Annotated in this window: 11 protein-coding genes and 1 other annotated feature; all 11 genes read right to left on the bottom strand. The window is 39.9% G+C overall.

All coding sequences use genetic code 11. The features are described from left to right. The 11 genes from carB to ACIPKN_RS05470 all read right to left on the bottom strand — a co-directional run bounded on the left by carB (position 1) and on the right by ACIPKN_RS05470 (position 15,243). The gene (gene carB / locus ACIPKN_RS05520; protein WP_400934195.1) at positions 1-3,198 is read right to left on the bottom strand and encodes a carbamoyl-phosphate synthase large subunit; all 3,198 of its coding nucleotides are present in this window, start codon (positions 3,196-3,198) and stop codon (positions 1-3) included. Further along, a complete protein-coding gene (locus tag ACIPKN_RS05515) occupies positions 3,191-4,291 on the bottom strand; it encodes a carbamoyl phosphate synthase small subunit (protein WP_400934193.1) in 1,101 nt (366 codons plus the stop codon). Before ACIPKN_RS05515 ends, carB begins: the two co-directional genes overlap by 8 nt. Further along, positions 4,291-5,568: a dihydroorotase gene (locus ACIPKN_RS05510; protein ID WP_400934191.1), complete on the bottom strand. Its 1,278-nt coding sequence runs from the start codon at positions 5,566-5,568 to the stop codon at positions 4,291-4,293. Before ACIPKN_RS05510 ends, ACIPKN_RS05515 begins: the two co-directional genes overlap by 1 nt. 1 nt (position 5,569) lies before the next feature. Next, positions 5,570-6,448 (bottom strand): aspartate carbamoyltransferase catalytic subunit, encoded by an 879-nt coding sequence (locus tag ACIPKN_RS05505; RefSeq protein WP_142507632.1) that lies wholly within the window; start codon positions 6,446-6,448, stop codon positions 5,570-5,572. Positions 6,449-6,836: 388 nt separating this feature from the next. Continuing rightward, positions 6,837-8,147: a solute carrier family 23 protein gene (locus ACIPKN_RS05500; protein ID WP_400934189.1), complete on the bottom strand. Its 1,311-nt coding sequence runs from the start codon at positions 8,145-8,147 to the stop codon at positions 6,837-6,839. Positions 8,148-8,167: 20 nt separating this feature from the next. After that, a complete protein-coding gene (gene pyrR, locus ACIPKN_RS05495; protein ID WP_142507533.1) occupies positions 8,168-8,710 on the bottom strand; it encodes a bifunctional pyr operon transcriptional regulator/uracil phosphoribosyltransferase PyrR in 543 nt (180 codons plus the stop codon). 240 nt (positions 8,711-8,950) lie between these two features. After that, entirely contained in the window at positions 8,951-9,862 is a 912-nt protein-coding gene (locus ACIPKN_RS05490; RefSeq protein ID WP_400934187.1) for an RluA family pseudouridine synthase, read from the bottom strand. Then, positions 9,859-10,338 (bottom strand): signal peptidase II, encoded by a 480-nt coding sequence (lspA, locus tag ACIPKN_RS05485; RefSeq protein ID WP_400934186.1) that lies wholly within the window; start codon positions 10,336-10,338, stop codon positions 9,859-9,861. The genes ACIPKN_RS05490 and lspA overlap by 4 nt, the downstream gene beginning before the upstream one ends. A 350-nt stretch (positions 10,339-10,688) precedes the next feature. Next, complete coding sequence (locus ACIPKN_RS05480) at positions 10,689-11,000, bottom strand: hypothetical protein (protein ID WP_400934184.1); 312 nt, start codon at positions 10,998-11,000, stop codon at positions 10,689-10,691. Positions 11,001-11,343: 343 nt separating this feature from the next. Beyond that, positions 11,344-14,112: an isoleucine--tRNA ligase gene (ileS, locus tag ACIPKN_RS05475; RefSeq protein WP_400934183.1), complete on the bottom strand. Its 2,769-nt coding sequence runs from the start codon at positions 14,110-14,112 to the stop codon at positions 11,344-11,346. A 294-nt stretch (positions 14,113-14,406) separates the two neighbouring features. Further along, positions 14,407-14,628, bottom strand: a binding site (T-box leader). 90 nt (positions 14,629-14,718) lie between these two features. After that, a complete protein-coding gene (locus tag ACIPKN_RS05470) occupies positions 14,719-15,243 on the bottom strand; it encodes a DivIVA domain-containing protein (RefSeq protein ID WP_100544018.1) in 525 nt (174 codons plus the stop codon). Positions 15,244-15,280 lie beyond the last annotated feature (37 nt).

The following is a 15,280-nucleotide window of genomic DNA, read 5'->3' as shown; positions in this document are numbered from 1 at the left end:
TTAATGTACTACCTCCGCTTTTGGCATTTGTTCTGCTGTGAATGTCATTGATTCAATAACTCGAACCATCGCTTCCGCTGTGTCTAATGAAGTGAAGCAAGGTACGCCATTTTCTACAGACTCACGACGAATTCTGAAGCCATCACGTGCTGGCTGCTTGCCTTTTGTTAAAGTGTTGACAACAAGTTGTGCCTCACCGTTTTGAATTAAATCGATTAATGTTTCACCTTTTGCACCGATTTTGCCAACTATATCTGTGCGTACGCCAGCCGCTTCGAACGCTTGAGCTGTACCTTCAGTTGCGACAATACGGTAGCCTACTGTTGAGAAGCGTTTTGCAAGTGCAATTGCTTCGTCTTTATCTTTATCGGACACAGTGAACAAGACTGTTCCTTCTGTACGAATTTCCATACCTGCTGCAACTAAGCCTTTGTAAAGGGCTTTTTCTAATGTTGCATCTTTCCCCATTACTTCACCTGTTGATTTCATTTCAGGCCCGAGTGTAATGTCAACACGACGTAATTTAGCGAATGAGAATACTGGCACTTTAACGAAGACACCTTTTTGCTCTGGCGCTAAGCCTGTTGGGTAGCCTTGTTCTACGATTGATTTACCAAGAATCGCTTTCGTTGCAATATTTGCCATCGGAATGTTTGTAATTTTACTTAAGAACGGTACTGTACGAGATGAACGCGGGTTAACTTCGATGACAAATACTTCGCCCTGTGAAATTACATATTGAATGTTCATTAAGCCTACGATGCCAAGACCTTTTGCAAGTCGAGTTGTATAATCCACTAACGTATCTTTTTGCACTTGTGTTAATTTTTGTGGCGGATAGACAGAGATAGAGTCACCAGAGTGAACCCCTGCGCGTTCGATATGCTCCATAATACCTGGAATTAAGACATTTTCACCGTCACAAATGGCATCTACTTCAATTTCTTGACCTGTTAAGTAGCGATCTACTAATACAGGGTGATCAGGTGATGCTTCTACTGCGTTCTCCATATAGTGTTTTAATTCCTCTTGGTTGTAGACGATTTCCATCGCGCGTCCACCTAGTACGTATGAAGGACGAACTAGTACTGGGAAGCCTAGTCGATCACTAATAGCAAGTGCTTCTTCCGTAGATACAGCTGTTTCACCTTGTGGCTGTGGAATGTCCAAGTCACGTAATGCTTGCTCGAATTTATCTCGGTTTTCTGCACGGTCGATATCTTCAAGCGTTGTACCTAGGATTTTCACCCCATTGGCAACTAATTTATCAGCTAGATTAATAGCTGTTTGACCACCGAATTGTACAACTACTCCAATTGGTTGCTCAAGGTCGATAATATGCATAACATCTTCGATTGTTAATGGCTCAAAATATAATTTATCTGAAACCGAGAAGTCAGTAGATACTGTTTCTGGATTCGAGTTAATAATAATTGCTTCGTAGCCCGCTTCTTGAATTGCCCATACTGAATGTACTGTTGCGTAATCGAATTCAACCCCTTGACCAATGCGGATTGGACCAGAACCAAGTACAACAACTGACGGCTTATCTGATTTAATCGATTCGTTCTCATCTTCATATGTGCCATAGAAGTATGGTGTTTCAGATTCAAACTCGGCTGCACATGTATCAACCATTTTATATACAGGAATAATGCCATTTTCTTTACGATATGCATATACTTCTTCTGGTGTTGTTGCCCAAAGCTCGGCAACTTTCTTATCTGCAAAGCCTAGACGTTTTGCTGTACGTAACACATCTTTATCGTTTTTATGGTCAGCAAGTGTTTGCTCCATATCTACGATGTTTTTGAATTTATTTAAGAAGAATAAGTCAATGGCAGACCATTCATGGATTTGCTCAATTGTTACACCGCGACGCAGTGCTTCACCGATGAAGAATAAACGCTCGTCACCTGCTTTGCGAATACGTTTTTCGATCCAAGAATCAGTGTTTTCTTCTGCATGTTTCAGCTCTAAGTGAATTTGACCTGTTTCAAGTGAGCGCACTGCTTTAAGCATAGCTTCCTCAAATGTACGACCAAGTGCCATTACTTCACCAGTCGCTTTCATTTGTGTACCTAGATTACGCTTTGCTGATTCGAATTTATCGAACGGCCAACGTGGAATTTTCGCCACGATGTAGTCTAGAGCTGGCTCGAAGCAAGCATACGTAGAACCTGTTACTGGGTTTTTGATTTCATCTAATGTTAAACCAACTGCGATTTTTGCTGCTAGTTTTGCAATTGGATAGCCTGTTGCCTTTGATGCTAACGCTGATGAACGTGATACACGAGGGTTTACTTCGATTACATAGTAATTAAAGCTATATGGGTCAAGCGCTAACTGTACGTTACAGCCACCTTCAATTTTTAGTGCTCGGATAATATCTAATGAAATATTACGTAGCATTTGGTTTTCTCGATCTGAAAGTGTTTGTGTAGGTGCCACTACGATAGAGTCACCTGTATGAATACCAACTGGGTCAACGTTTTCCATGTTACATACAACGATAGCGTTGTCGGCAGCATCACGCATTACCTCATATTCGATTTCTTTATAACCAGCGATTGATTTTTCTAGTAAACATTGTGTTACTGGAGAATATTTTAGACCTGATGTCACGATCTCCTCTAAATCTTGATCGTTGTAGCAAATACCGCCGCCTGTTCCACCAAGTGTGAAGGCAGGGCGAACGATTACTGGGTAGCCAATTTTCGCTACAAAGTTTTTCGCCTCGTCTAAGTTATGAATAATATCTGATTCAGGTACTGGAGCACCTAGCTCATACATTAAATTACGGAATAGATCGCGGTCTTCTGCTTTATGGATCGCTTCTAATTTTGTACCAAGAATTTCAATATCTAGCTCATCTAGAATTCCTGATTTATCTAATTCAATCGCCATATTTAAACCAGTTTGACCACCAAGTGTTGGTAGGATAGCATCTGGACGCTCTTTACGTAAAATACGTGAAACAAACTCCAGTGTAATTGGCTCAATATATACTTTGTCGGCAATTTCTGTATCTGTCATTATTGTTGCAGGGTTTGAGTTTATTAAGATAACGCGATAGCCTTCTTCTTTTAAAGAAAGACAAGCTTGTGTTCCTGCGTAGTCAAATTCTGCTGCTTGTCCGATCACGATTGGACCTGATCCGATTACTAAAATAGTTTCAATATCTGTACGTTTAGGCATGTTGTTTCCCCTTCCCTGCTTCTACTTCCATCATTTCGATAAATTCATCAAATAGGTGATTTGAATCCTCTGGACCCGGTGATGCTTCTGGGTGATATTGCACCGTGAAGATTGGATATTTCTTGTGACGTACACCTTCACAAGTACTATCATTTAATGCGATATGCGTTATTTCTAAATCTGTATCTTTTAATGAATCGATGTCAATCGCATAACCATGGTTTTGAGATGTTAAATCTGTACGACCAGTGCGTAAATCTTTTACCGGATGGTTACCACCTCGGTGACCGAATGGTAATTTAAAGCTTTGTGCACCACATGCTAGCGAGAAGATTTGGTGACCTAAGCAAATACCGAACATTGGCACTTTTCCGATTAAATTGCGTACAGTTTCAATGCCTTCTACTACGTCTTGAGGGTTACCTGGACCGTTTGACAGCATAATGCCATCTGGATGCCATGCTAAAATTTCTTCTGCCGGTGTATTGTAAGGGACTACAAGCACATCGCAATCACGTTTGTTTAACTCACGAAGAATACCGTGCTTCATACCGTAATCAATTAATACTACTCGTTTGCCACGACCTGGTGATGGGTAGGCTGCTTTCGGTGATACTTCACGAACATGATGTGTAATCGTTGGTGTTGCCTGTAATTTTGCTACGACTTCATCCACATTCACTTCTTCATCAGCCGCTGTTAAAATAGCCTTTACTGACCCTTTACTGCGAATAATGCGTGTTAATTTTCGAGTATCAATTCCTTCAATCCCCGGAATATCCTTTGCAGTTAAATACTCATCTACCGTTAAATCACAACGGAAGTTTGAAGGTGTTTTTGCTAATTCACGAACTACAAATCCACGAATAGCTGGTGTGATCGATTCAAAGTCATCACGGTTAATACCGTAATTCCCGATTAAAGGGTAAGTTAACGTTACGATTTGTCCGTAGAATGAAGGATCTGAAATTGTTTCCTGATAACCTGTCATTCCTGTTGTGAATACAACCTCACCTTGCGAAGCTCGCTCACTACCGAACGCTGTGCCTGTAAATACTGTGCCATCTTCTAAAATAAGTAAACGTTTTTTCATTACTCTGCCTCCTGGTATACGATATTGCCTTCAAAAATTGTTAGGACCGGCCACCCTTTTGCAACCCAACCATTGAATGGTGTATTGCGTCCTTTTGATACAAAGCCCTCTGCATCAATTGTTTGCTCTTTATTTAAATCTATTAAAATCATATCTGCTGAAGCTCCAACTTCTAATGTGCCATATGGTAGATCAAAAATTTGAGCTGCCTTGACAGACATCCAGTCAATCAACTGTTTTAAAGTCCATTTCCCTGTTTCTACAAACTGCGTGTAAAGCAGTGGGAATGCTGTTTCAAAGCCTACAATGCCAAATGGTGCACCAACCATACCACAGCATTTTTCTTCTACTGTATGTGGAGCATGGTCTGTAGCGATACAATCGATTGTGCCGTCTAGCATAGCTGAGTGAAGTGAGTCTTTATCATCTGCTCCACGTAATGGAGGATTCATTTTCCAGTTCGCATCATCTGATGGGATATCCATTTCTTCAAGTAATAAATGATGTGGGCAAACTTCTGCAGTGACACGAATACCCGCTGCCTTCGCGTCACGTACTGCACGTACAGATTCCTTCGTAGATACGTGACATACGTGGTAGCGTGCTCCAGCTGCTTCTGCCAGTAGAACATCTCGTGCAATTTGAACAGATTCACAAATCGATGGAATTCCTGGTAAACCAAGCTCTTGATTACGCTTCCCTTCATGCATCACCCCGTCGTAAATTAATGAGTTATCTTCGCAGTGTGCTACAACTACCATATCGTGCTGTGCGGCATCCTTCATTTGCTCATACATTGTGGATGCAAGCTGGATACCAACACCATCGTCTGAAAATGCGACAGCCCCATGTGCTTTTAATTCTTCAATACTTGTACGAACCTCACCTGAGATATCTTTTGTTAATGAGCCATATGGAAGTACTCGAATAACTGCACTTTCTTTAATAAGACCGTTAATCAACTGCATATTTTCTACTGAATCTGGCACTGGTTTTGTATTTGGCATCGCACAAATTGTTGTAAAGCCACCTTTTGCTGCTGATGCTGACCCTGTAGCAATTGTTTCTTTATGTTCAAAGCCTGGCTCACGTAAATGTGTATGTACATCAACAAAGCCTGGTGCAACAACTAAACCATTTCCTTCGATCATTTCTGCGCCTACTACATTGACGTTTTGACCTATTGCCGTAATTTTGCCATCCGCCATAGCGATATTTACTGTTTGTAACTCGCCTTGTTCATTTAGCATTTGTACATTTTGAAGAACCTTTGTCATGTTACTCTCTCCCCTTTAATATTGTTTCAACAATAGCCATCCGTGTATAGACACCGTTACGAACCTGCTCGAAAATTCTAGAACGCTCGCATTCTACTAGCTCTGACGCAATTTCTACATCACGATTGACCGGTGCTGGATGCATAATAATTGCCTTTTCTTTCATTTGTTTCTCACGTTCAATTGTTAAACCGTACTCTTCATGATAGCTCTCTTTTGAGAAGCTTTTATTTACCTTATGGCGTTCATGCTGTACACGAAGTAACATAATCACATCGCTTATTTCGATTAAATCATCCCAAGAATGATGTGCTTCGAAACTGCCTTGCCACTCTTCTGGACAAAGGAAATGAACATTTGCCCCTAAGCGCTGTAACGCTAATGCATTCGATTTCGCTACACGGCTATGGCATATATCTCCAGCAATTGTAACATTCAACCCTTCAAAAGAACCAAACTCTTTTTTGATCGTATAAAGATCTAATAATGATTGAGACGGATGCTGACCAGTGCCGTCACCTCCATTAATGATCGACACATTGATATCTTCAAGTAGTTCATTGTAATACGCATCTTCCTTTGCGCGAATGACTACTGCATCCATGCCAATCATTTCTAGCGTCTTTACCGTATCGTACAATGTCTCCCCTTTAGAGACGCTCGAAAAGCTTCCATCAAATGGGATAACGATACAACCAACTTTGCGCTCTGCCATTTCAAAGCTTGTTTTCGTGCGTGTACTTGGTTCAAAAAATAAATTTGCGACGTTGTATGGGCGAGATAATGATGAAGTTTCACCATTCTCAAAAGCTTGCGCGCGATCTAGAATGTGGTTAATTTCTTCAATTGTTAAATGTTCCATCGATAATAAGTTTTTCATCATGTACCTCCATTGGGTTGTGTTTCATGAACGTTATGTATAACTAACGTTTTATAAAATCAATTTCGCCTTGGCGTAATTGCGTCCGGATCTTGATTTGTGCTCAAGCCTGCACGATGCAGGTCAGTTAGCCGTTTTCGCAGGATGCGAAGGTTTTAGGCTAACATCCTTTATTCATTCCTTTCAAAATCCGTGACATCCGCCGAAGGCTTTATCTTCATTCATCTCACCTTCAGAGGTAGGATGAATGAAGATAATAAAAGCCTCGTTGATGTCATCAACGAGGCATAAGGAGGCGTGACAAACTACAGCAGGATACACTCCTACTACTAGCTTATCTACAACTTCCCTTTTTTTGCCTCTCTGGACAATTCATTAAAAGGTACTTCTATGAATTTTTATTTTGATTGTACGGTACTGGTATTTCCGCTTCTTTTTTACCTGGTAGGATAGCATTTAAAACAACCCCGATAATCGCTGCTAATGCCATACCTTCGATACTTAGTGATTCCGAAATAACGAACTTCGCACCACCGATACCAATGACTAAAATAACAGAGGCGATGACCAAGTTACGACTATTTCCAAAGTCGATATGATTATCAACTAACATTCGTAATCCACTTGCTGCAATGATACCGAAAAGCAAGATGGAAACCCCACCAAGTACAGCTGTTGGAATCGTTGCAATCACTGCCATTGCTTTCCCGAAGAATGATAGTAAAATTGCTACGACTGCCGCACCTGCAATGACATACACACTGTAAACACGTGTGATAGCAAGAACACCGATATTTTCACCGTAAGTTGTTTTCGGTGGACCACCGATTAATGAACTTATAAATGTTCCAATTCCATCACCTAAAAGTGAACGGTGTAAGCCTGGCTCTTTAATATAATCTCGGTTAACAACTTTCCCTAATACTAATTGGTGACCAATATGCTCTGAGATAGTTACGATAACGATTGGCACCATTGTTAGTAGTAGCTTAGTTGTGATTTCAAAGTTATAGTGAACACCTGGGATTAAAAAATCAGGCTTTGCAAAGAAATCTGCTTTGGCAATTGGTGAATAATCTACAATTCCGATCATCATTGAGTAAATATATCCCACGATTAAGCCAATTAAGATTGGCATTGTGCTTAAAATGCCTCTAAAGAAAATCGTGAAAATAATAGCTGTAAATAATGTCACTAACGCTGCTGAGAAGTGTAAAAAGCTATATTTACCATCTACATTCATCGCCATATTTACCGCTGTCCCTGATAACCCAAGACCAATTACCATAATGACAGGTCCTACTACAATCGGCGGTAAAATTTTCATAATCCATTTGTAGCCGCTTTTCCAGATGATTAGGGATACGATTCCATATGTAATCCCGACTGCCATTGCACCAATCATCGCATGACCTGGATTTACACTTGAACCATCTTTATTTAAACCACCTGCGGCAAGTAAAATTGGGGCGATAAAAGCAAAGGATGAACCTAAATATGCTGGCACTTGAAATTTCGTAATTAATAAGAAGAACAGTGTAGCAATTCCACTTGTTAAAAGGGCAATCGCTGGACTAAGACCAACCAACTGAGGAACTAAGATCGTTGACCCAAACATGGCAAACATGTGCTGGAAACTTAATGTCACTAGTTGGACTGGGGTCGGTTTATCTTTAATATCTAATACTGCATTTGACATAAGGTTTCCTCACTTTATAGTTAGTCTTCTTTAAAAATGATGACGCAATCTTCTCCGTCTACCTCTTGTAAATTTACGACAATTCGCTCAGCGCCAGATGTTGGTACATTTTTGCCAACATAATCAGCTCTTATTGGTAGTTCTCTATGACCTCTATCGATCAGTACTGCAAGTTGAATTTGTGAAGGTCGCCCTAAATCCATTACTGCATCAAGCGCTGCGCGTACTGTACGTCCTGTGTAAAGTACATCATCGACTAAAATAATTTTTTGATTAACGACCACATCATCAATATCTACTTGTTCAACATGTGCCTGTTCATTATCATGCTTTGTCGTTAAATCATCTCGATAAAGGGTAATGTCTAGCTCCCCTGTACGGATCGGTTTGCCTTCAATTTTTTCAATTCGTTCTGCAAGACGTCTTGCAAGAAAGGCACCTCGTGTTTTAATACCAACTAAAATACATTCATCGATTCCTTTATTGCGTTCAATAATTTCGTGTGCAATGCGTGTTAACGCTCTTGCCATAGATGGGCCATCTAATAACTCATTTTGTGCCATGTAAGTTTCCTCCTCTCTTTTATCTATTGTTGGCCATGTGTCCATAAAAAAACCTCTCAAGGCGAATGGCCTGAGAGGGTTATATACGTGTTTAAATAGTATGTTGAAAAATTTGCAGCACAAATTTTTTACAACACATTCACATGTACCTTCTCAGCCTCTCTGGACTGTCATTAAAGGTGAATATTTAGTTAAGTTGTTCATTCACTTTTGTTAGTATAGACCTTCTTTTACTATACGTCAATGCCTATTTCTTAAATCATTTAATAATTGTTCATAATCAGCAGGAATTGGTGCTTCAAACTGCAAATATTCACCTGATGTAGGATGATCAAAGCCTAATACACCCGCGTGTAATACTTGTCCACCAAAGTCGATTGTCTTTTTCGGTCCATATTTTGGGTCACCAACAAGTGGGAATCCAATATATTTCATATGCACACGAATCTGATGAGTTCGTCCCGTTTCTAAGCGACATTCTACAAGCGTGTATTCACCAAAGCGTTCGATAACTTGGAAGTGAGTTACTGCATGCTTCCCTTTATCGACAACTGCTTGTTTTTGACGATCTTTTTGATCGCGACCAATCGGTGCATCAATAGTGCCTTTGTCATGTGCAATGTGCCCGTGAACTAGCGCAGTATATTTACGTGTCACTGTTTTATTGACTAACTGATTCACTAACGATTCATGAGCTGCATCATTTTTAGCAACCATTAATAATCCTGATGTATCTTTATCGATACGGTGAACAATTCCTGGTCGCATAATACCATTAATGCCCGATAAATCCTTGCAATGATACATTAAGCCGTTTACAAGCGTACCCGTCAAATGTCCAGGTGCTGGATGGACAACCATGCCCTTTGGTTTATTCACAACAAGGACATCTGCATCTTCATAAACAATATCAAGGTCTAAGTTTTCAGCAATAACATCTAATGGCTCTGCTTCGGGTACATCAATCTCTATAATATCCCCTATTTTCACCTTATACTTCGCCTTAACAGTCTCTCCATTTACTTTGACAATACCCTCAGTAATCCAATTCCCGATTTGTGTACGCGACCATTCTGATTGCACACCCGAAAGCGCCTTATCAATGCGCTCTCCCTGTTGTTGTTCTTCCATTGTATATGATACTTGCGTCATTCTTTCACCTGTTTCTTTCCTTTTTTATCTTCAACGATTAAGCCAATCATTAATATCACTACCGCCATTGTTAAAGCAGCATCTGCAATATTGAAGATTGGGAAATCATAATTAATTACTGGAATTAAGACATTTACAAAATCGACCACTTCACCTCTAAAGATACGGTCAATAAAATTACCTACAGCTCCACCTAATAAAAACATTAAGCCTACTTGAAAAATAGGTTTACCTTTAGCCTCTTTATGATAAAAGTACAGGATCGCACAAATAACGCCTATCGTGACAATGCTAAATAACCACATTTGTCCTTCTAACATTCCCCATGCCGCTCCTCTATTTCGATGAGACAATATCCCAAACCACGGATCCCATACTGAAATTCGTTCGCCAAACTCCATATTTTTCACAATTAGCCATTTTGTCCACTGATCTAAAATAACTACGAATACGGCCAATCCATAATATTTATACACAGACACTCCTCCGTTCGCTCAACATCTAACCTATTCTACCATAACAGCCCATCTCAGAATAACTAATATAGCATGAAAATATGGATCAATACCATTGTGTGGAGGGATTTTCGTTCCTACTGGGCGCTTTCCTGCGGATATTTTGTGTGCTGTCCGTCGCTTTGACTCTTCTTTCCGTCGTTTTCGTCTTTCTATCCGTCGCTTTGGCTTTTCGTCGCTTCGACTCTTCTTTCCGTCGCTTCGGCTCTTCTTTCCGTCGCTCTGGCTTTCATCCGTCGCTTTGACCTTTCCTTCCGTCGCTTTGGCTCTTCTTTCCGTCACTTCGACTCTTCTTTCCGTCGCTCTGGTTTTCATCCGTCGCTTTGACCTTTCTTTCCGTCGCTTCGGCTCTTCTTTCCGTCACTTCGACTCTTCTTTCCGTCGCTCTGGTTTTCATCCGTCGCTTTGACCTTTCCTTCCGTCGCTTCGGCTCTTCTTTCCGTCGCTCTGGCTTTTTCCGTCGTTTCAGCTCTTCTTTCCGTCACTTTCGTCTTTCTATCCGTAGCTTTGGCTACTCTATCCACGACTTTGGCCATTCTATCCACGATTTTGGCTACTCTATCCACGACTTTGGCTGCTCTATCCGTCGTTTCGACTCTTCTTTCCGTCGCTCTGGATTTCATCCGTCATTCAGGCTCTTATTTCCATCGCTTTGGCTACTCTATCCACGATGTTGACCATTCTATCCACGACTTTGGCTGCTCTATCCGTCGTTTCAGCTCTGGTTTTCATCCGTCGCTTTGACCTTTCCTTCCGCCACTTCGACTCTTCTTTCCGTCGTTTCGGCTCTTCTTTCCGTCACTCTGATTTTCATCCGTCGCTTCTTCTGTTCTTTCCGTCGCTTTGATTTTCATCCTTCGCTCTCGGCCTCCAAAAAAACGCAAGCCCCCATTACTAAGGAGACTTGCGTTATTCATTACATAGAATGTAGATTCTTATTTTTAGTTTGCATTACTATTGTTTATTTTAAACGTAATACTTTTCTACAACTTCTGCACAACGCGCACACACAGTTGGTTGTGCTTCATTTGAACCGACTGATTCAGAAATAGACCAGCAACGCTCACATTTTTCACCTGTTGCTTTTTCTACAACAATCGATGCATGCTCTAGAGCTAATGCATCTGCAGGTGCAGCTTCAATTGACGCTACTTCAAAAGCAGAAACGATTGAAAGCTGTGCAAAATCAATGCTTGCATCATTTAATAATGCTGCCACATCTTCTTTCGCATAAACTGTCACTTTTGCTTCAAGTGATTTACCAATTGTTTTTGCATTACGAGCTTCCTCTAATGCTTTTAAAATATCGTCACGAACATCAATAATTTTCACCCATTTTGCACGTAGACTTTCGAAGTTTGCATGTTCATCTACCTCTGGGAAGTCTGTTAATTGTACAGATACCTCTTCTACAACACCTTGAGCATGTAAGTAAGACCACATCTCGTCACTTGTATGAGGAATAATAGGTGACATTACTTTTACTAATGTCATTAATGTATCATAAATAACTGTTTGCATTGCACGGCGATCTTTGTTGTCATGGCCTTCGATGTACACAACATCTTTTGCAATATCTAAATAGAATGAAGATAGTTCTACTGCAACAAAGTTATTCACTGCATGATACACAGCTGCGAAATCATAGCGATCAAATGCAGCACGTACAGTTTTTAATACATCCTGTAGACGCATATAAACGTACTGATCCATTTCACGAAGATCCTCATATGCTACTCGATCTTTCGTTGCATCGAAATCAGCTACATTTCCGTGTAAGAAACGGAATGTGTTACGGATTTTTCGATAAACCTCAGATACTTGCTTCAACATATCCATTGAGATACGAACGTCGGCTGTATAATCTACAGAAGCAACCCATAAACGAAGAATATCTGCTCCATATTGATCCATAACTTTTTTCGGGATAATTACATTCCCTAAAGATTTACTCATCTTACGACCTTCACCATCTAGCACGAAACCATGAGTTAATAGTCCCTTATATGGTGCATAGCCATTAGTAGCTACAGAAGTAATTAATGATGAGTTAAACCATCCACGGTGTTGGTCAGAACCCTCTAAATATAAATCAGCTGGATACTTCATACCACGTTCTACTAGCACACCTTGGTGAGAAGAACCTGAGTCAAACCAAACGTCCATAATATCGTTTTCTTTTGTAAATTCACCATTCGGGCTACCAGCGTGTGTGAAGCCTTCAGGTAATAATTCTTTCGCTGTTTTTTGGAACCAAATATTTGACCCATGCTCACGGAATAATGCAGAGATATGGGCAATTGTTTCTGGTGTAATAATTGGTTCGCCATTTTCAGCATAGAAAATTGGAATTGGCACACCCCATGCACGTTGACGTGAAATTACCCAGTCTCCACGGTCACGAATCATATTATAAAGACGAGTTTCACCCCAAGCAGGTGTAAATGTTGTTGATTTTACAGCGTCTAGTAACTCATCACGGAATGCATCAACTGACGCAAACCATTGTGGTGTTGCACGATAAATAACTGGTTTTTTCGTACGCCAGTCATGTGGATATGAGTGTGTAAAGAAGTTAAGCTTTTCTAAAGCGCCTACTTCTTTTAATTTTTCTGTAACCAATTTGTTTGCATCATTGTAGAATATACCTTCAAAACCAGGTGCTTCATCTGTATAGCAGCCGCTATTATCAACAGGGCTAAGAATAGGTAGACCGTATTGTTTACTAATATGATAGTCATCTTCCCCGTGTCCTGGTGCTGTATGAACACAGCCGGTACCCGCTTCAGCAGTTACGTGCTCTCCAACCATTACAAGAGATTCACGGTCATAGAATGGATGCTGTGCAACAATTCGGTCTAATGCTTCACCTTTAACTTCTTGAACAACTTCATACGCTTCCCATTCAAGTACGTTAGCAACTGTTTCTAATAATTCTTTTGCAATGATGAATTTTTTATCTGCAACTGCAACAACTACATAGATAAATTCAGGGTTTACAGAAATCCCTAAGTTCGCTGGAATCGTCCAAGGTGTTGTTGTCCAAATGATCATTTTAGCGTCTGCTGGGACAACACCTTTAGCATCTTTTAGCGCAAAGCTTACATAAATAGAAGCCGATTTAACATCTTTATATTCAATCTCAGCTTCTGCAAGTGCAGATTCAGATGATGGAGACCAGTAAACTGGTTTTAAACCTTTATAAATATAGCCTTTTTCAGCCATCTTACCGAAAACTTCAATTTGACGTGCTTCAAATTCAGGCTTTAATGTAATATATGGATTTTCCCAATCACCACGAACACCTAAACGGCGGAATTGTGTACGTTGGTTGTCGATTTGCTCGTAAGCATACTCTCCACATAATTTACGGAATTCAGCAACAGACATTTCTTTGCGCTTTACACCTTTGTTCGTAAGTGCTTGCTCAATTGGTAAACCATGAGTATCCCAGCCTGGAATATAGTTTACATGGTAGCCAGTCATAGAACGATGACGTGTAATCATATCTTTCAGCACTTTGTTTAATGCATGGCCGATATGGATATCACCATTTGCATATGGAGGTCCATCATGTAATACATACTCAGGGTAACCTTTAGTTCGCTCCATCTGTAATTTATTAATGTCCATTTCATCCCATTTTTCTTGCATCTTCGGTTCATTTGCAGGTAAATTTCCACGCATTGGGAAATCTGTTTTTGGCATTAATAAAGTATCTTTGTACTCAACCATTTTTCAATTCCTCCTTTATGTTTACAAACAAAGAACATATGCAATTAGGCACTCATTCACATACGACAATTATTAGACTCATCACCATAACGCAGGGTTGATTCCACTCCGACTTGGCGCTTTCTAGGGGGTGTGCATGATAATTTATATTCACGGCATACGTTTTGAGAAATGCTATCCCTAAGTTTTAGTTATTAGCAAAATCAATACTTTTCAATAACGAAAGTATAGAGCCACACGACTAAAAATGGAAGCCTTCCGCCATTTGAACATAAAAAAAGCCCCTCAATCCCTCAAAGGGACGAGAAGCTTATACTCGCGGTACCACCCTAATTGTAGCACAAAATCGTACTACCACTCTTAAAGCACATTAACGTTGTGCATCACGAAATAACTTACTGCATTCAGTTATTTTAGCTCAGAAGTGATGTTCATTGTTATTTGCTGTTCGGGCTCACACTATCCCCAAATCGCTTAACTACGCCTAACAAATACTGTCTTCGTCTCTGCCTATTTTGCATATGTGTTCAAAATAATTACTATTACATTAGTATATGAAAATCATACAATCACGTCAAGTTTCACTTATTGCTACCTACTATAGGATTAAACTTGATCAGCTTCCTGTGCTTCTTCAACAGATACTTGAATTTCAGTAAGGTCAATATCATATTGTAGCAAATGGTCCCAATCGTCAGCATTTAATAAATCCAGCTGTGCTTCTACAAGCATTTTAAAACGATTACGGAATACCTTTGATTGCTTTTTCAGCTCATCAATTTCAATTGTCACCTTTCGAGCCTTTGTTAAAGCCTCATTGATAATACGATCAGCATTTTTTTCTGCTTCCTTCACAATGAGTTTAGCCTCTTTTTGAGAATTTCTTCGTACTTCATCAGCTGCTTCTTGTGCAACAACAATTGATTTTTGTAACGTTTCCTCTAATGAGTTAAAATGTCTCGCTTGTTCTAAGGAAATTTCTAGTTGTCTGTCTACTTCCTTTTTTTCACGTAACAAAATTTCATAGTCTTTGATAATTTGATCTAAAAATTCATTTACTTCATCTTCAGCATAACCTCTGAAAGATTTAGTAAACTCCTTATTATGTATATCAATAGGTGATAATGGCATACGATCCTTCTCTCCTTTACATGTACATTCGTACTTT

It is taken from the genome of Lysinibacillus sp. NPDC086135 (assembly GCF_044746345.1).
Lineage (GTDB): Bacteria > Bacillota > Bacilli > Bacillales_A > Planococcaceae > Lysinibacillus.
Note: the sequence above shows the minus strand (reverse complement) of the source record. Positions and strands in the feature narration are given on the sequence as shown.